The 17,135-nt window shown below is 70.9% G+C and carries 15 protein-coding genes; 9 read left to right on the forward strand and 6 right to left on the reverse strand.

The genetic code is table 11. The features are described 5' to 3' along the window. The first annotated feature begins 586 nt into the window (after positions 1-586). The 4 genes from dnaK to DV20_RS34030 are packed head-to-tail and all read left to right on the forward strand — an operon-like array spanning position 587 to position 4,796. Positions 587-2,461 carry a molecular chaperone DnaK gene (gene dnaK / locus DV20_RS34015; RefSeq protein ID WP_043787299.1) on the forward strand — a complete coding sequence of 625 codons (1,875 nt, stop codon included), beginning with the start codon at positions 587-589 and terminating at the stop codon, positions 2,459-2,461. Then, a complete protein-coding gene (gene grpE, locus DV20_RS34020; protein ID WP_043787301.1) occupies positions 2,458-3,165 on the forward strand; it encodes a nucleotide exchange factor GrpE in 708 nt (235 codons plus the stop codon). Before dnaK ends, grpE begins: the two co-directional genes overlap by 4 nt. A 30-nt stretch (positions 3,166-3,195) precedes the next feature. Continuing rightward, positions 3,196-4,365 carry a molecular chaperone DnaJ gene (dnaJ, locus tag DV20_RS34025; RefSeq protein ID WP_043787303.1) on the forward strand — a complete coding sequence of 390 codons (1,170 nt, stop codon included), beginning with the start codon at positions 3,196-3,198 and terminating at the stop codon, positions 4,363-4,365. A gap of 5 nt (positions 4,366-4,370) precedes the next feature. Further along, positions 4,371-4,796, forward strand: a complete 426-nt coding sequence (locus DV20_RS34030) for a heat shock protein transcriptional repressor HspR (RefSeq protein WP_200876559.1) — start codon at positions 4,371-4,373, stop codon at positions 4,794-4,796. Positions 4,797-4,869: 73 nt separating this feature from the next. On the opposite strand, the gene DV20_RS34035 is transcribed toward DV20_RS34030, so the two are convergent. The 5 genes from DV20_RS34035 to DV20_RS34055 all read right to left on the reverse strand — a co-directional run bounded on the left by DV20_RS34035 (position 4,870) and on the right by DV20_RS34055 (position 9,667). Next, positions 4,870-5,400, reverse strand: a complete 531-nt coding sequence (locus tag DV20_RS34035) for a DUF305 domain-containing protein (protein ID WP_235191058.1) — start codon at positions 5,398-5,400, stop codon at positions 4,870-4,872. Next, positions 5,397-6,143 (reverse strand): lytic polysaccharide monooxygenase, encoded by a 747-nt coding sequence (locus DV20_RS34040; protein WP_043787307.1) that lies wholly within the window; start codon positions 6,141-6,143, stop codon positions 5,397-5,399. The genes DV20_RS34035 and DV20_RS34040 overlap by 4 nt, the downstream gene beginning before the upstream one ends. Positions 6,144-6,290: 147 nt before the next feature. Next, entirely contained in the window at positions 6,291-7,007 is a 717-nt protein-coding gene (locus DV20_RS34045) for a dienelactone hydrolase family protein (protein ID WP_043787309.1), read from the reverse strand. Between the two features lie 23 nt (positions 7,008-7,030). Beyond that, positions 7,031-8,176, reverse strand: a complete 1,146-nt coding sequence (locus tag DV20_RS34050; RefSeq protein WP_235191059.1) for a globin domain-containing protein — start codon at positions 8,174-8,176, stop codon at positions 7,031-7,033. A 315-nt stretch (positions 8,177-8,491) separates the two neighbouring features. Then, entirely contained in the window at positions 8,492-9,667 is a 1,176-nt protein-coding gene (locus DV20_RS34055; RefSeq protein WP_200876557.1) for a globin domain-containing protein, read from the reverse strand. 253 nt (positions 9,668-9,920) lie between these two features. On the opposite strand from DV20_RS34055, the gene DV20_RS34060 reads away from it, so the two are divergent. The 4 genes from DV20_RS34060 (at position 9,921) to DV20_RS34075 (ending at position 15,331) form a co-directional block, all read left to right on the forward strand. Beyond that, positions 9,921-10,406 (forward strand): MarR family winged helix-turn-helix transcriptional regulator, encoded by a 486-nt coding sequence (locus tag DV20_RS34060; protein ID WP_043787310.1) that lies wholly within the window; start codon positions 9,921-9,923, stop codon positions 10,404-10,406. Positions 10,407-10,506: 100 nt separating this feature from the next. Then, positions 10,507-11,694, forward strand: a complete 1,188-nt coding sequence (locus DV20_RS34065; protein ID WP_043787311.1) for an MFS transporter — start codon at positions 10,507-10,509, stop codon at positions 11,692-11,694. Positions 11,695-11,789: 95 nt separating this feature from the next. After that, positions 11,790-14,387: an ATP-dependent chaperone ClpB gene (gene clpB / locus DV20_RS34070; RefSeq protein WP_043787313.1), complete on the forward strand. Its 2,598-nt coding sequence runs from the start codon at positions 11,790-11,792 to the stop codon at positions 14,385-14,387. Between the two features lie 161 nt (positions 14,388-14,548). Then, complete coding sequence (locus DV20_RS34075; protein WP_043787314.1) at positions 14,549-15,331, forward strand: type III secretion system chaperone family protein; 783 nt, start codon at positions 14,549-14,551, stop codon at positions 15,329-15,331. Here DV20_RS34075 and DV20_RS34080 read toward each other — a convergent pair. After that, positions 15,328-16,257: a hypothetical protein gene (locus DV20_RS34080; RefSeq protein ID WP_043787315.1), complete on the reverse strand. Its 930-nt coding sequence runs from the start codon at positions 16,255-16,257 to the stop codon at positions 15,328-15,330. The two genes, DV20_RS34075 and DV20_RS34080, sit on opposite strands and share 4 nt — an antisense overlap. A 69-nt stretch (positions 16,258-16,326) precedes the next feature. Here DV20_RS34080 and DV20_RS34085 point away from each other — a divergent pair, with 69 nt between their 5' ends. After that, entirely contained in the window at positions 16,327-17,094 is a 768-nt protein-coding gene (locus DV20_RS34085) for an SDR family NAD(P)-dependent oxidoreductase (protein WP_043787387.1), read from the forward strand. Positions 17,095-17,135: the final 41 nt, after the last annotated feature.

A 17,135-nucleotide genomic window follows, 5' to 3' on the forward strand; every position in this document is an offset into this window, starting at 1 on the left:
GGGAGCCGGGAGCCGGGAGCCGGGAGCCGGGAGCCGGGAGCCGGGAGCCGGGAGCCGGGAGCCGGGGAGCCGGGAGCCGGGAGCCGGGAGCCGGGAGCCGGGAGCCGGGGAGCCGGGGGCCGGGGGCCGGGCCAGGCGGGGCCGGGCCAGGCGGGGGCCGGGCTGGGGCCGGGGGACCAGGCCGCCCGCAGGGGCGGAGGCCGGGGGCTCGGGCGCGGCAGCCGCCGCCCCGGTCCGCGCGGTCGTGCCCCGGTCCGCGAGGCAGCCTGCCGATGAGCCCGGCTGTGCCCGGCATCGCTTCCGGCAAGCGCCCGTGTCCGCCCCAGCCCCTGGTGGCGGGCGGTCTACCGGTGACCCATCGCAGCAGGTGACCGGCGTCACAGCCCAGTCACCCGCCAGACCCGGGAACAAGAACCCGAACCGGCTCGTTAGGCTGGGTACAAAGGTTGAGCGCATCCGGCTCAAGTTCGGCTTGACGGAGTGCGCGAAGGCCGGATAGAACTTGCCAGAGCCCCGCTCAACATGGGGGCGAACGTGCAGGTCAAGAACCATAGCAGGCGAGCTGCTTACACAGGAGGAAAGCACCATGGCGCGAGCGGTCGGCATCGACCTCGGCACGACCAACTCGGTCGTCGCCGTCCTTGAGGGCGGCGAGCCGACGGTCATCGCCAACTCGGAAGGCTCCCGGACCACCCCTTCGATCGTCGCCTTCGCCAAGAACGGTGAAGTGCTGACCGGTCAGCCGGCGAAGAACCAGGCCGTCACGAACGTCGACCGGACGATCCGGTCCGTGAAGCGGCACATCGGCACCGACTGGAAGACCGAGATCGACGGGAAGAACTACACCTCCCAGGAAATCAGCGCCCGCGTGCTGATGAAGCTCAAGCGCGACGCCGAGGCGTACCTGGGCGAGACGATCACCGACGCGGTCATCACCGTCCCGGCGTACTTCGAGGACGCCCAGCGGCAGGCCACCAAGGAAGCCGGGCAGATCGCCGGCCTGAACGTGCTCCGCATCGTCAACGAGCCGACCGCCGCCGCGCTGGCGTACGGCCTGGACAAGGGCGAAAAAGAGCAGACCATCCTGGTCTTCGACCTCGGTGGTGGCACCTTCGACGTCTCGCTGCTGGAGATCGGCGAGGGCGTCGTCGAGGTCCGCGCCACCTCCGGTGACAACCACCTCGGTGGTGACGACTGGGACGAGCGCATCGTCAAGTGGCTGGTCGACAAGTTCAAGGCCACGAACGGCATCGACCTGACCAAGGACAAGATGGCGCTGCAGCGCATCCGCGAGGCGGCCGAAAAGGCGAAGATCGAGCTGTCGAGCTCGAACTCGGCCAGCATCAACCTGCCGTACATCACCGTCGACGCGGACAAGAACCCGCTGTTCCTCGACGAGACGCTGTCGCGCGCCGAGTTCCAGAAGATCACCGCGGACCTGCTCGAGCGCACCCGCAACCCGTTCAACAACGTGATCCGGGACGCGGGCATCGCCGTCGGCGACATCGACCACGTCGTGCTCGTCGGTGGTTCCACCCGCATGCCGGCCGTGTCTGACCTGGTCAAGGAGCTGACCGGCGGCCGCGAGCCGAACAAGGGCGTGAACCCGGACGAGGTCGTCGCGGTCGGCGCGGCGCTGCAGGCCGGTGTCCTCAAGGGCGAGGTCAAGGACGTCCTGCTGCTGGACGTCACGCCGCTGTCGCTCGGCATCGAGACCAAGGGTGGCGTCTTCACCAAGCTCATCGAGCGCAACACCACGATCCCGACCAAGCGTTCGGAGATCTTCTCCACCGCGGACGACAACCAGCCGTCGGTGCAGATCCAGGTGTTCCAGGGTGAGCGCGAGATCGCCGCGCACAACAAGAAGCTCGGCATGTTCGAGCTGACCGGTCTCCCGCCGGCCCCGCGTGGCGTGCCGCAGATCGAGGTCACTTTCGACATCGACGCCAACGGCATCGTGCACGTGACCGCGAAGGACCTGGGCACGAACAAGGAACAGTCGATGACGATCACCGGTGGCTCCGCGCTGCCGAAGGACGACATCGAGCGCATGGTCAAGGACGCCGAGGCCCACGCCGAGGAAGACAAGAAGCGCCGCGAGGAAGCGGAGACCCGCAACCAGGCGGAGACGCTGGTCTACCAGACCGAGAAGTTCGTCAAGGACAACGACGACAAGCTGCCCGAAGACCTCAAGGGCAAGGTCAAGTCCGCGATCGACGAGGCCAACGAGTCGCTGAAGGGCACGGACTCGACCAAGATCCGCGAGGCGATCGAGAAGCTGAACGCCGCTTCGCAGGAGCTGGGCACCGCCCTGTACGCCAACGCGAACGCCGACGCGGCGGCCGGTGCCGCCGGCGGTGCGGGTGCGGGTGCGGCCGGGGACGCCGGTGCGGCCGGCGGCCAGGCCAAGGCCGATGACGTGGTGGACGCCGAGATCGTCGAAGAGGACCCGAAGAAGTGACCCACAGCTACGACGAATCCGAGAACCAGGGCCGCGGCCCCGAGGAGCCGGTGGTCGTGCGGGACCGTCGTCGGGTGGACCCCCAGACCGGGCAGGTCCGCCCGCCCGGTCCGGCCCACGCCGCGCCGGAGCCGGAGGAGGCGCCCGTGGAGCACGCGGGCCCCTCGCTCGGCGAGACGATCATGGAGGACTCGGTGTCGGTCGTCTCCGACGTCGAGAAGGAGCTGGCCGAGCGCACCGCCGACCTCCAGCGCCTGCAGGCCGAGTACGCCAACTACCGCAAGCGGGTCGAGCGTGACCGCGAAGCGGTCGTGATCGGCGCGAAGGCGACCGTGGTGAACGACCTGCTGCCGCTGCTCGACGACCTCGAGCGGGCCGAGCAGCACGGCGACCTCACCGGCGCGTTCAAGGCCGTCGGCGACAAGCTGATCAGCGGCCTGCAGCGCGCGGGCCTCGAGTCGTTCGGCGCCGAGGGCGAGCCCTTCGACCCGAGCGTGCACGAGGCCGTGCAGCACAACACCTCGCCGGACGTGGCGGGCCCGACGGTCACCGTGGTCATGCGCCGCGGGTACCGCTTCGGGGACCGCGTACTGCGGGCGGCGCTGGTCGGCGTGACCGACCACGAGCCCGGTGCGGCCCCGGTGGACCCGTCCGTCGGTGGCGAGCTGCCACTCGGCGGCGGAGTCGATGAGCAACAGCAGTAGCGGAAACCAAGTGGGAGGAGGAGACGCCCGATGAGTGCACGGGAATGGATCGGTAAGGACTTCTACCGTGAGCTGGGCGTCTCCTCCGACGCCACCGCTGACGAGATCAAGAAGGCCTACCGGAAGCTGGCCAAGGAGAACCACCCGGACGCGAACGCCGGCAACGCGCAGGCGGAGCAGAAGTTCAAGGCGGTCTCCGAGGCCTACGGCGTGCTCTCCGACGCGAGCAAGCGCAAGGAGTACGACGAGGCGCGGCGGCTGTTCGGCGGCGGGGGCGGCTTCAACTTCCCCGGTGGCGGCGGCTCCGGCAGCTTCGACATGGGCGACATCTTCGGCCAGGCCGGCGCCGGCCAGCAGGGCGGTTTCGGCGGGCTCGGCGACATCCTCGGCGGGATCTTCGGCCGCGGCCGGTCGTCGGCGGGCGCGACGGCGAACCGGCCGCAGCGCGGTGCCGACGTCGAGACGGACGTCCGGATCGACTTCACCGAGGCGGTCAAGGGCGCGACCCTGCCGCTGCGGCTGTCGAGCCCGGCGACCTGTGCGACCTGCGGCGGCAACGGTGCCCGGCCGGGCACGTCGCCGCGGACCTGCCCGACCTGTTCCGGTGCGGGGCTGGTCAGCCGCAGCCAGGGCGCGTTCGCGTTCTCGGAGCCGTGCCGCGACTGCCGCGGCCGCGGGACGATCATCGACGACCCGTGCCCCGAGTGCGGCGGCGAAGGCATCAGCACGCGGACGCGGACGCTGACCGTCCGGATCCCGCCGGGCGTCGACGACGACCAGCGCATCCGGCTGGCCGGCCAGGGCGAGCCGGGCCGGGGCGGGGCGCAGGCCGGCGACCTGTACGTCCGGGTGCACGTGGCGCCGCACGCGCTGTTCGGGCGCAAGGCGCTCGACCTGACGATCACCGTGCCGGTGGACTTCACCGAACTGGCGCTCGGCACCACGATCACGGTGCCGACGCTGGACGGCAAGGTCTCGCTCAAGGTGCCGCCGGGCACCGCGAGCGGACGGGTGCTGCGGGTGCGCGGCAAGGGCATCGCCAAACGCGACGGCTCGCAAGGTGACCTGCTCGTCACCCTCCAGGCGGCGATTCCCGCCAAACTGGACGACAAGGCGCGCGAAGCACTGCAGGCGTACGCCGAGGCGATGGCCGGGCACGACCCCCGGCCCGAGATCACCGAGCTGCTGCAAGGTAGGTGAGAGTGGTGTTCGGCGGGATTCCCCAGGAAGGGGACGAGGAGACCCCGGTGTTCGTCATCTCGGTGGCGGCCCAGCTCGCCGGGATGCACGCGCAGACGTTGCGCACGTACGACCGGCAGGGCCTGGTGTCACCGGGCCGCACCCCCGGCGGCGGGCGGCGCTACTCGATGCGGGACATCGCGCTGCTGCGCGAGGTCCAGCGCCTGTCGCAGGAGGACGGCGTCAACCTGGCCGGCATCAAGCGCATCATCGAGCTGGAGAACCAGGTCGACGCGCTGCGGGCCCGGATCTCCGAGCTCACCGAGGAACTGACCGCGGCGTACGTGGCGGCGGAACAGGCGACGGCGGCGGCGCACGCGTCCTACCGCCGGGACCTGGTGCCGCTCAACCAGCAGACGGCGTTGGTGGTCTGGCGCCCCAAGCGCCGCTGACCACCGGATCACCGGACCACCGGACCACCGAAGGCCTCCCCGGGCGACCGGGGAGGCCTTCGTGCGCCGCGGGTCACGTCTTGGTGTTCAGCAGCTGCTTCACCTCGGCCGTCCGGGACTCGATCACCCGGCGAGCCAGGTCCCGGGCCTGGGCGTTGACTCCGCCGCCGGCGCCGTTCTCCGCCTGGGCCAGCTCGACCGCTCCTTGCTGCTGTCCCGTGAGGACGTCCAGGAAGCGGCGGGTGAACTCGCTGTCCGGCGCCGTCCGCAGCGCGCCCACCAGGTCCGGCGAGGCCGTCTTCATGCCGCCGTGGCCCGCGTGCGCCTGCGGGTTCGCGTCCATCGCCTCCGGCTGGTTCCACTCGCGCAGCCAGCGCCGCATGTCCTCGACCTCGGTCCGCTGCGTCGCCTCGATCGCCGCCGCCAGCTCCTTCAGCGATGCCGGGAGCGGGCGGCCCGAAGCCAGCCGGACGATCTCGATCCCCTGCTGGTTCTGGGGGATGAGCATCTGCAGGAACATCACGTCGGCCGCGTTGTGCGGTGAGGCGGCCGCCGTCGCGCAGCCGGTCAGCAGCAGCGCGACGACGGCCAGGACCACTCTCACTGGCGCTGCCAGAGGGCCGGGGTGTTCGGCGGCTCCCAGCCCGCGATCGCCGTGTGCGGCTGGATGCAGCGGTAGCTCGCGCCGCCGTAGGTCACGACGTCGCCGGCCTTGTACGCCGTGCCCGCCGCCCAGGTGCCACTCGTGGGCGGCGCGGTGGTCGTCGTGGTGGGCGGCGGGGTCGTGGTCGGGGGCGGCGTGGTCGTCGGCGGCGGGGTGCCGCCCCCGCCGACCTGCAGGTCGACGCAGCTGTAGAACGCGTTGGCCGTGTCCGAGATGTTCCAGATCGCCAGCACCTTGATCCGGCCTGAATAGCCGGCCAGGTTCACCGTGTGCGACAACGTCGACGGCGGCTGCTGGTTGTTGCCGTTGAACACCGCGACGCGGGTGCCGCCGACGTAGTACTCGTAGTTCGACGTCGCGTGCCGGGCGGTGAACACCCAGTTGAACGTCACCGTGCTGCCCACCGACTTGGCCGGCCACGGCTTCGACTCGTCGGTCAGCTCGGCGAACTGCGACAACCCGGCGTTGCAGCTGCGCAGGCCCTTCGGACCTTCGACGCTCTGCGGCTCGTAGACGATCTGGCCGCAGCCGGAGACCTTCCCGGCCGCGCAGTTGGCTTGTCGGCTGGGCGGATCGGACACGTAACCGTGGGCGCTCGCGGAGGTGGCGGGGAGGACGACGACCAGCACCGGCGCGAACAAGGCGCCGGCCGCGGCCGCGAAGAGCTTTCGTTTCCAGGTCATTTTCGGCTCCTCGAAGGGGAACAGCGTTGTTCCGGAGGGGAGGACGAACGAGCACATCCGGGGAAGATGTGGTCTAGACCATAAGGCGATTCGGGCACAACGGTCAACGAACTACCGCCGTTCGACGAATTCGCTGCGCCAGTCGGATCAGTTCGAAGGTCGGGACGGCTGCTGCAGGTGTTCGCCGAAGAAAGACGTCACTCGGCGCCACGCGTCTTCGGCCGCCTCGTGCTGGTAGGTGAAGCCGACGACCTTGAGCAGCAGGTTCACCGGTGCCGCGGCGTCGATCTTGTTGGCGAACCCGTGGCTCGCGCCCGGGTACTCCTTGACGTCGTGCGGGATGCCACGCTCGGTCAGTGCCGTCTCGAGCTTCGCCGCCGCGCCGCGCAACCCGAAGTCCTTCTTGCCGAAGCTGGCGACGACCGGACAGGCGTCGTCGAGCACCGAGAGGTTCTTCGGCAACTGCCCGTAGTACGGCGCGGACGCCTCGAACCCGCGTGACGCGGCGACGAGCGCGAAGCCGCCGCCCATGCAGAACCCGGCGATGCCGATCCGGCCCGAGCAGTCCGGCCGCGCGGCCAGGAGGGTGCGGGCCGCCTCGATGTCGTCGAACGAGCGCCCCTTGGTGGCGAACATGTCCGAAAACACCCGGCGCACGCAGCGGCGCATGCCCCCGCGCGAATACATGTCGGGGCTGAGCGCGAGATACCCCTCGCGGGCGAAGCGGTCGGTGATGTTCTTCGTGTCCTGGCTCAGTCCGAACGCGTCGTGGACGAGTACCACGCCCGGGTGGGGGCCCGGGCCGTCGGGCTCCGCCAGGTAGCCGCCGATGGTGCCGTCCGAAACCGGAATAGTCATCTCCATATCGGCGACGATAGCGAGAATCCTCAGTCCAGGGTGAAGTGGTCGTACGATATTCGCTCCAGGTCGATCCCCCTGGCCAGCAGCTGTGCCACGGTCGCCTGGATCATCGGCGGCGAGCCGGAAACGAGGACGTCGTGGTTCTGCCACGCGCCGCGCTGGGTGACGGCGTGGGCGAGCGTGCCGCGGTCGCCGCCGGCCAGGGCGCCCTCCTCGGTGACCGGGGTGACCGTCAGCCATTTCGACGTCGCGGCCAGCCGGCGCAGCTCCTCCAGCGCGTACAGGTCTTCCGGTCGCCGTCCGCCGAAGAACAGGTGCACGGGCGGGTTGCGCTTCCAGCGGGACTGGTCGTCGAGGATCGCCAGCAGCGGCGTGATCCCGGTGCCGCCGCCGATCATCAGCAGCGGCCGCTTCGTCGAGGTCGGGCGCACGTCCAGCGCGCCCATCGACGGCCCGAGCCGCCAGACGTCCCCCGGTCTGGTGTGGTTGACGATGCTCCCGCTGACCCAGCCGCCGGGCACCGCGCGCACGTGGAAGGTGAGCTGCCCGTCGCCGCGGGGTGCGTTCGCCGGCGAAAGGTAGCGCCAGAACCGCGGCCGCTGCGGCACCTCGACGCTGACGTACCCGCCGGCGCGGTACGGCAGGAGGCCTTCGGTGCGCACCTTCACCAGGGCGACGTCGCGGCTGAGCTTCCGGTGCTCGAGCACGGTCGCCGCCCAGGCCGCCGGCCCTGTCTCCGCCTGGGCGGCTTCGCGCATCGTTCTGGCGACGAGCCCGTACGCCGTGGTCCACGCCGATGCGACCTCGGTGGTCCACTTCTCCTTGAGGAACCGTTTCAGCGCCGCGATCAGTGCGATGCCCACGGCGTCGTAGTGCCGGGAGACGACGGAAAACTTCCGGTGGTCGCGGCCCAGTTGCCCCAGGAACGTGACCAGCTCGTCGGGCCGGTCGACCATCTGCACCACGTACACCAGCGCGCGCAGCAGCCTGCTCCGCTGCGTCGTCATGGTCACCGGGAACAGATCCCGGCAATCGGGGGCGACCACGAACAACGCGCCGTAGAAGTACTGCGCCAGTTCATCTGCTTCCGGTTCGACCTCCGCGAAACTCTCACGAATCAACCGGGCCAGCTCTCGACCTTCCACGGCCGAAACGGGAAGCGTCTCGGGCATGGTGGAGATCTTCACGGATTCAGCATTCATCGGGAACGGTAATCTCCAGTCGTGCCAATGCTTTTTGCGCCGTGCCTGCGGCGTCACTGTGGCGGTGCCGCCCCCGAGGGTTCCCGACTGTAGGCGAATTCCCGTGCAGATGCGCGTGATTCCGCGCGTTCCGCTCGAACGGAGCAATTCCGGTACGCCTCGTGAACCCCGTCTGCCTGAGCGTAAAAATGATCACGCCGCCGGATTAATCCGTTACCGGTTAGCGATTTCCGAAGCGTAACGAATTCATTCACGGACGGCGGACCGCCGCCCGCGCGGTGGTGACTAGTCGATGGTGAACGGGTCGTACTGGATCTGGTGCAGCGCGCTGCCCGCGACCAGCATGCGCGACACCGTCGCGCGGATCATCGCCGGCGAGCCGGACACGAGGATGTCGTGGCCCGGCCACGAGCCGTACCGCGTGACGGCCTCGGCCAGCGTCCCCTGCTCGTACCCCGGGACGTCGCCGCCGCGCTCGACGACCGGCGTGACGGTCAGCCAGGGGTTCGTGGCGGCGAGCGCGCGCAGCTCTTCGAGGTCGTAGAGGTCCTCGCGGGCCGGGCCGCCGTAGAACAGGTGGGTCTTCGGGTTCTCGCCCCACAGCGCGAGGTGGTCGAGGATCGCCCGCAGCGGCGTGATGCCCGTCCCGCCGGCGACCATCAGCACGCCTCGCGACGACTCCCGGTCGACCGTCATCCGGCCCAGCGGCGGGCCGAGCCGCCAGACGTCCCCGGGCTGGGTGTGGCTGACGATGGCGCGGGAGACCCAGCCGCCGTCGATCGCGCGGACGTGGAACTCGATGCCGCCGTCCTCGCGCGGCGCGTTCGCCGGCGAGAGGTACCGCCACAGCCGCGGTCGCTGCGGGACTTCGACGCTGACGTACTGGCCGGGGTGGTAGGGCACGGGCTGGTCGGGCACCAGCCGTACCAGGGCGAGGTCCCAGGTCAGCCGCCGGTGCTCGACCACGGTGGCCGACCACGACGGCGGGTTCGTGTCCGACGCGGCGGCGTCCTGCATGGCCCGCGCGGCGATGGTGAACGCCTCGGCCCACGCCCGCTCGACCTCGGGCGTCCACTGCGGGCCGAGGTGGTTCTTGAGCGAGGCCAGCAGCGCGGTGCCGACCGCTTCGTAGTGGCGGGGCACCACGCCGAACTTGCGGTGGTCGCGGCCCAGCTGGCGCAGGAACGGCGCGAGGTCGTCGGGCCGGTCGACCATCTGCACGATGTGCACCAGCGCGCGCACCAGCCTGCCGCGCTGGATCTCCATGTTGATCGGGAAGAAGTCGCGCGTGGTCGGGGCGAGGGTGAACAGCATCCCGTAGAAGAACTGCGAGATGTCCGCGATGTACGGCTCCGACTTGGCCCAGCTGTCCCGGATGAGCCGGACCATCGCGGTCACGGCCGCGGGGGCTTCACGCGGGGCCGAGGACCTGGGGAGCGGGCTGACGGAGTCCGCTGTCATGAGAGGTTGTTCACGGGTCGGGGCCCGCCTCCCGGGTCCATCGCCACTGCTCCCACCTCGTCACTCAACGTCACTGGAGTGCGCCGCGCGCAGCACCCGTCCGCAGGGTAGCCGCCGGGCGCCCTTTTGCCCGCATTGTTGCTCCGACCGGGTGTATCCGGCCCGGTCAGGGGTGGGCGACCTCACCGGCGCGATGGTTGTTCCGCGCAAGCGTCCGGCAATATACTTGTATGGCGCAACCAAGGAGGTGCCGATGGGCTTCGACAACACCGACGACGACGTCCGGGTCGAGCTCATGCGCGAGCTGAAGACCGCGTCCCAGCTCCAGCACGCCTGGATCATGCAAGCCTGGCAGCGCGAGCCCGGACTGCACCCGGCGGCCGCGATGCTGCTGTCCGACCTGGCGAAGAACGGCGAGACGCGGCCGTCCGAGCTGGCGAAACGCCGGTTCGTCGACCTTTCGGTGGTCAGCAGGCAGATCACCCAGCTGTCCGCGGCCGGGCTGATCGACCGCCGTCCCGCGCCCGAAGACGGCCGCGCGTCCCTGGTGAGCGTGTCCGAGAAGGGCCGGGCCGAGCTCGCCCGCTGGCGCGCCAACTACATCGAATTCATGGAGAAGGCGCTCGGCGACTGGGACGACGAGCGCGTCACCGACCTCACCGCGCGCCTGGCGGAGATGAACACCGATCTCCGCCGCGCCCTCGGCAGTGACGCCTGCCTGGCTGACACGACCAAGTGACACCAGGGCGGAAAGGCCCACCGCAAGTGTCCTTCGGTCCTGGGGAAAGTGTCCGTTCGGTCCTGACTTGACGGCGTTCGCCCGGGTTAACGTCGGTGGGGTGACGCGTGACCGGGTCGCGCTGCTGAGCGCGCTGGGGATCGACAACTTCGGCTCAGGTCTGTTCCTCCCGTTGGGGCTGGTCTACGTGACGCAGGTGGTCGGCGTGCCGCTGGCCGTGGCCGGCACCGCCGTCACCCTGGGTGCCGTCGGCGGGCTCGTGGTGCCGCCGCTCGCCGGCCGGCTCGTCGACCGCGTCGGGCCGCGGACCGTGGTGATCGGCGCCCAGCTGCTGCAGGCCGGGGGTATCGGGGCGTACCTCGTCGCCACCAGCGCGGGCCCGGTGGTGGTCGCCGCCGTCCTGCTGTCCGCCGGCCAGCAGCTCTTCTACAGCTCCCTGTTCGTGCTCATCGCCGACGTCGCGGGGGACGGCCCGAAGGACCGGCCGTTCGCCGAAGTGGGGATGGTGCGGGCCGCTTCCTTCGGCCTGGGCGGGCTCGCGGCGGCGGCGCTGCTGACGTGGCTCGGGAACGCCGGCTACGTCATCGCGCTCGCCGTGGACGCGCTGACGTTCTTCGCGGCCGCGTCGATCCTCGTCTTCTTCGTCCGGCTCGCCCGGCCGCACCGGCCGGTCCGCGAACGGTCGGTGCGCGTGCTGCGCGACCGGCCGTACCTCGCCCTCATCCTGTTCAGCGGGCTCTTCGGGCTTTCGCTGGACTTCTTCCTGATCGGCACCCCGGTGTTCGTGCTCGACCGGCTGCACGGCCCGGTCTGGCTGCCGGGGGCGATCCTCGCCCTGCTGACCGTGCTCACCAGTCTCGGCGGCACGCTCGCGCTGCGGCTCACCGCCCGGCTGACGCGGATCGCGGCGATGCGCGTCGGCTCGGCGCTGTTCTGCGCGTGGTGCCTGGTCAGCCTGGGCGTGCTGCTCGTGCCCGAGGACTGGCGGGTGGTGTACCTGCTGGTGTCGACGCTGGTGTTCGCCGCCGGCGACCTGGTCTTCGGGCCGAGGTCGGGGGCGCTCGCCGAGGCCGCGGCACCACCGGTCGCCCGCGGTCGTTATCTCGCTGCCTACCAGTACGCGTTCACTGTGGCGCAGGTGATTTCGCCGGCCGTGGTGGCCCTGTTCTCGGTCGCGGACTGGTTACCCTGGGTGCTGGTCGGGGCGTGCGCGGGCCTCGCCGTGGCCGGGCTCGGCATGCTCGGCTCGCGGTTGCCGGCGAACGCGGTCGCACCCGGACGAAGTTGAGCGGAACAGACTCAAGTTTCCGTGCGTTAGAGAGGGTGACGGGTCACGTTCAGGCCTGTCACCAGTACTTCGCAGTACCGAGCATGAGGTGAGGGATGGACGCTTTCAACCCGACCACGAAGACTCAGCAGGCGATCTCGTCGGCGGCGCAGGCGGCCACCATGGCCGGCAACCCGCACGTTTCGGCGCCGCACCTGCTGGGCGCCCTGCTGGCGCAGGGTGAGGGGCTCACCGCGCCGCTGCTGACCGCGGTCGGGGCCGACCCGGAGGTGGTGCACAAGGACCTCGAGCCGCTCATCGCGGCGCTGCCGTCCGCGACCGGCGCCACCGTGTCGAGCCCGCAGTTCGACACCTACGCGGTCAAGTCGCTGACGCGCGCCCAGAAGCTCGCCACCGAGCTGGGCGACGAGTACGTCTCGACCGAGCACCTGCTCGTCGGGCTCGCCACCGAGGGCGGTCAGGTCGCCGACCTGCTCAAGCGCCACGGGGCGACGCCGGACGCGCTGCAGGAGGCGTTCGCCAAGGTCCGCGGCTCGGCCCGGATCACCAGCGCGGACCCGGAGAGCACCTTCAAGGCACTCGAAAAGTACGGCGTCGACCTCACCCAGCGCGCCCGCGCCGGCGAGCTCGACCCGGTGATCGGGCGGGACACCGAGATCCGCCGCGTCGTGCAGGTGCTGTCGCGGCGCACGAAGAACAACCCGGTCCTGATCGGCGAGCCCGGTGTCGGCAAGACGGCCATCGTCGAAGGGCTGGCCCAGCGCATCGTCGCCGGTGACGTGCCGGAGTCGCTGCGCGGCAAGCGCGTCGTCGCCCTCGACCTCGGGTCGATGGTGGCCGGCGCGAAGTACCGCGGTGAGTTCGAAGAGCGGCTGAAGGCCGTGCTCAAGGAGATCACCGACTCCGCGGGCGAGGTCATCACCTTCATCGACGAGCTGCACACGATCGTCGGCGCCGGCGGCACCGGCGAGGGCGGCGCGATGGACGCGGGCAACATGATCAAGCCGATGCTCGCCCGCGGCGAGCTGCGGATGGTCGGCGCGACCACGCTCGACGAGTACCGCCAGCACATCGAGAAGGACGCCGCCCTGGAGCGGCGCTTCCAGCAGGTGCTGGTCGGCGAGCCGTCGCCGGAGGACACCATCGCGATCCTGCGCGGGTTGAAGGAGCGCTACGAGGTGCACCACGGTGTCCGCATCACGGACGCCGCGCTGGTCGCCGCCGCGACGCTGTCCGACCGCTACATCACCGCGCGCTTCCTCCCCGACAAGGCGATCGACCTGGTCGACGAGGCCGCGTCGAAGCTGCGCATGGAGATCGACTCGCGGCCGGTGGAGATCGACGAGGTCGAGCGCGCCGTGCGTCGCCTGGAGATCGAGGAGATGGCGCTCGCCAAGGAGAGCGACGCCGCTTCTCGCGATCGGCTGGCGGCGTTGCGGGCGGAGCTGGCGGAAAAGCGCGAGACGCTGACCGCGCTGACCGCGCGCTGGCAGAACGAGAAGGGCTCGATCGAGAAGGTCCGCGAGCTCAAGGAGCAGCTCGAGCAGCTGCGCGGCGAGTCGGAGCGCGCCGAGCGCGACGGCGACCTCGGCAAGGCCGCCGAGCTGCGTTACGGCCGGATCCCGGCGCTGGAGAAGGAGTTCGAGGCGGCCACCGCGGCGAGCGAGGCCAGCCAGCAGAACGTCATGCTCAAGGAGGAGGTCGGCGCGGACGACGTCGCGGACGTGGTCAGCGCGTGGACCGGCATCCCGGCGGGACGGCTGCTGGAGGGCGAGACCGGCAAGCTGCTCCGGATGGAGGAGGAGCTGACCCGGCGCGTCATCGGGCAGGCCGAGGCCGTGCAGGTCGTCGCGGACGCGGTCCGCCGCGCCCGTGCCGGCGTCGCCGACCCCGACCGGCCGACCGGTTCGTTCCTGTTCCTCGGCCCCACCGGCGTCGGCAAGACCGAGCTGGCCAAGGCGCTGGCCGAGTTCCTGTTCGACGACGAGCGCGCGATGCAGCGCATCGACATGAGCGAGTACGCCGAGAAGCACTCGGTGGCGCGCCTGGTCGGTGCCCCGCCGGGGTACGTCGGCTACGACCAGGGCGGCCAGCTGACCGAGGCCGTGCGGCGCCGCCCGTACTCGGTGGTGCTGCTCGACGAGGTGGAGAAGGCCCACCCGGACGTCTTCGACGTGCTGCTGCAGGTCCTCGACGACGGGCGGCTGACCGACGGCCAGGGCCGGACGGTGGACTTCCGGAACACCATCCTGATCCTGACCTCGAACCTCGGCTCGCAGGCCATCGCCGACCCGTCGCTCGACGAGCGGCAGCGGCGGGACGCGGTGCTCGAGGTGGTGCAGCGGCAGTTCAAGCCGGAGTTCCTCAACCGGCTCGACGACATCGTCGTGTTCCACTCGCTCGGCACCGAGCAGCTGACGTCCATTGTGGACATCCAGGTCGCCCGGCTCGCCAAGCGGCTGGCCCAGCGGCGGCTGAACCTGGAGGTCACCGACGGCGCCCGCGAGTGGCTCGCCCTCAACGGCTTCGACCCGATCTACGGCGCCCGCCCGCTGCGGCGGCTGGTCCAGTCGGCGATCGGCGACAAGCTGGCGAAGGAGCTGCTGTCGGGCGAGATCCGGGACGGCGACACCGTGCGCGTCGACGGCCCGGACCTGGAGGCCGGTGACGCGCTGACCGTCACCCGCGTCTGACTGTTCGTGAAGGCCACCTCGCTCGAGGTGGCCTTCACGGCTGTCCACAGTGGTTCGTGCCGATTTGTCGACCCGGAACCGCGGAAAATGCTCCGAATGGGCCCGGCGACACGGGGACCGGCGATCATCCCTCCGGCGTAACAGGCGATACCCTGGCCGTCGTGGGTATTCCGGCGTGGATCTGGTTCGTCATCGCGGCCGTCGCCCTGGTGGCGGGGCTGGGGTTGCTCGCGGCCGACCGGGCGAAGGAGGGCTCGCGCAACCGCGAGCGAATGCGGTGGGCGCAGTTGCGCGGCTGGCAGTTCGTCGAGGAGGACGAGCGCCTGCCGCAGCAGTGGTCGAACGGCGCCATCGGCTACTTCGGCGCGGACGCGGCCGTGAACGTCGTGGCGGGTTCGACTTTCACCTCCGACGGCCGCCGCCCGGTGTTCATCTTCGACATCGAGACCGAGGGCCAGATCCCCGCGGTCGTGGTCGCGGTGCGCTGCAACAAGAAGCACCGCATCCCGATCGAGATGTGGCTGTCCAGCGTCCCGTTCCAGCGCGCGGACATGCCCGAGATGCTCGGCCCGATCGGCGCCCGCTACGCCTTCGCGGACGACGCGGAGGGTGCCCGCGTGGTGATCACGCAGGAGCTCGTCGACGCGGCGGACCAGCTCGGCGGCGACGTCGGCGTGGCCTGGCTGGAGAACGAGTGGGTGCTGGCCAGCGTGGTCCCGACGGCGGGCCCGTCCCGCCTCGAGCGCCTGCTGCGCGACCTGGGCGAGATCGCGGACATCGTCGACCCGTTCGACGAGGACTACGAGGCGGGCCGCCACCAGGCGAGCGCCCCGGTCCCGTCCGAGGCGACGGCGCCGGCCGCCCCGGCCCCGGTTGCCCCGGCGGCGGGGACGCCGGTCCCGCCGCCGCCCGCGGACGTCGAGCCGAAGCCGAGCGAGAACTAGAAGCCGAGCAACCGCTGGTCGAGGACGCTGAGCGACCCCGACCGGTCGAGGGTGCCGCGCACCGACGTCGTGCCGCCTTCCGCGTGGACCACGTGGTCCACGCCGAGGTCGCCGCGGATCGAACCCGCCGGGCCGGCCGGGCCGAGGGACTGGCTCGTCTTCGCCAGGCCCCACGCCGGGCCCAGCTGGCCGCCTGCTTCGTGGCTCTGGCCCAGGTCCAGGACGCCGGTGAGCTGGCCGGTCGCGTGCTGTTCGGACGTCGCGCCGATCGCGCCGAGGCGGCCGATGTCGACCGCCTGGCCGGATGACCGGCGGGCCGACACCGCGCTCCGGAGGTCGCCGGCGAAGCTCCCTTGCAGGCCGGTGTCCAGCTGTTCCGCGTTCTGGCTCAGCACGTCGACGCCGTCGGCCGGCCAGATGCCGTGGGTCATGCCTTCGCCGGCGCCGATCCGGTGGCCGGCGCCGCCGCCGAGGGGCGAGAGCGACAGGTTCCGGGAGGCGCCTTGGCCGAGCTGCTGGTAGTTCGCGGAGACCGCGCGGACGCCGGCCCAGCCCACGGTGTGGCGGCCGGCGCGGGCGAACGACTCGGTTTCCTGCGAGGCGGCCCACGTGCCCGTCTGCCACTCGTTCCGGCGGGTGACCGCGGACTCGGCCAGGTCGTGCGTGAGCAGCGCGCCGGCGACCTCCTTCGCCAGGAAGTCGTGGCGGCTCGCGGTCAGCGTCTCGCGGATCACCGACGACCCGTCTTCACCCGACGTCGAGACGTCACGCCGGAACGTGCCGGCGTCGCGGTGGTCGAGGGGCAGCGTCAGCTCGGCCGGGGTCGCGAGCGCCGCGGCGGGGGCCGCGAAGAGCAGCGCGACGGGCGCCGCGCCCGCGGCGACCTTGGGCAGGTAGCCGCCTTTGCGCCTGCTGTGCTTACCCATGCGGCGGACGATACTTCCCCGCCCAATCGAACGCACGTCCACCCGTGACCAGCGAGTATGTTCACCCACATGACCACCACCGCTCTCATAACGGGCGCCACCGCGGGCATCGGCGCGCAGTTCGCGCGCACGCTCGCCGCCGAAAAGCACGACCTGGTGCTCGTCGCCCGCGACACCGCGCGACTGGAGGCCTACGCCGCTGAGCTGCGGGAAAAGCACGGCGTCGCCGTCGAGGTGCCCCCCGCCGATCTGTCCGAAGTGGACGGCCGGACGGCGGTCGAGGAGCGGCTCGCCGCCGGGCCCGTCGACCTCCTGGTGAATAACGCCGGCTTCGGGCTGAACGGCGACTTCTGGACCATTCCGCCGGACGCGCTGCAGCGCCAGCTCGACGTCAACGTCACCGCCGTCCTGCGGCTCACCCGGGCCGTGCTGCCCGGCATGATCGAGCGCGGTCACGGCGAAATCATCCAGGTCAGCAGCGTGGCGGGGTTCTTCAGCGGCCGCGGTTCGACGTACACGGCCAGCAAGAACTGGGTCACCTCCTTCACCGAAGGCATCGCCGCGTCGCTGCCCAAGGGCGTCCGGATGATGGCCCTGTGCCCCGGCTTCACGGCGACTGAGTTCCACGAACGGGCCGGCATCGGCAAATCCGGTCCGAAATTCGCCTGGTTGGGTGTCGAACAGGTGGTCAACGAGGCCCTCGCGGACCTGCGCCGCGGAAAGGTGATCTCCGTGCCGAGCCTGCAGTACAAGGCCGTCGTCGCGATCGGCGGCCTCCTGCCACGCGCGGTGCTGCGCCGGATCAGCGGCGGCTTCGGCGGCAAGGGCCGCACCTGAGCTTTCCCGGGAACACTCGGGAGTAGGGCTGTCCCTACCCG

It is taken from the genome of Amycolatopsis rifamycinica (assembly GCF_000695625.1).
Taxonomy (GTDB): Bacteria; Actinomycetota; Actinomycetes; order Mycobacteriales; family Pseudonocardiaceae; genus Amycolatopsis; species Amycolatopsis rifamycinica.

What these genes read in the sequence shown, in the direction of transcription:
- dnaK (WP_043787299.1), top strand. Translation starts at nt 587, where the DNA reads ATGGCGCGAGCGGTCGGCATCGACCTCGGCACGACCAACTCGGTCGTC.
- dnaJ (WP_043787303.1), top strand. Translation starts at nt 3,196, where the DNA reads ATGAGTGCACGGGAATGGATCGGTAAGGACTTCTACCGTGAGCTGGGC.
- DV20_RS34040 (WP_043787307.1), bottom strand. Translation starts at nt 6,143, where the DNA reads ATGACCTGGAAACGAAAGCTCTTCGCGGCCGCGGCCGGCGCCTTGTTC.
- DV20_RS34045 (WP_043787309.1), bottom strand. Translation starts at nt 7,007, where the DNA reads ATGGAGATGACTATTCCGGTTTCGGACGGCACCATCGGCGGCTACCTG.
- DV20_RS34050 (WP_235191059.1), bottom strand. Translation starts at nt 8,176, where the DNA reads ATGCCCGAGACGCTTCCCGTTTCGGCCGTGGAAGGTCGAGAGCTGGCC.
- DV20_RS34055 (WP_200876557.1), bottom strand. Translation starts at nt 9,667, where the DNA reads ATGACAGCGGACTCCGTCAGCCCGCTCCCCAGGTCCTCGGCCCCGCGT.
- DV20_RS34060 (WP_043787310.1), top strand. Translation starts at nt 9,921, where the DNA reads ATGGGCTTCGACAACACCGACGACGACGTCCGGGTCGAGCTCATGCGC.
- clpB (WP_043787313.1), top strand. Translation starts at nt 11,790, where the DNA reads ATGGACGCTTTCAACCCGACCACGAAGACTCAGCAGGCGATCTCGTCG.
- DV20_RS34080 (WP_043787315.1), bottom strand. Translation starts at nt 16,257, where the DNA reads ATGGGTAAGCACAGCAGGCGCAAAGGCGGCTACCTGCCCAAGGTCGCC.
- DV20_RS34085 (WP_043787387.1), top strand. Translation starts at nt 16,327, where the DNA reads ATGACCACCACCGCTCTCATAACGGGCGCCACCGCGGGCATCGGCGCG.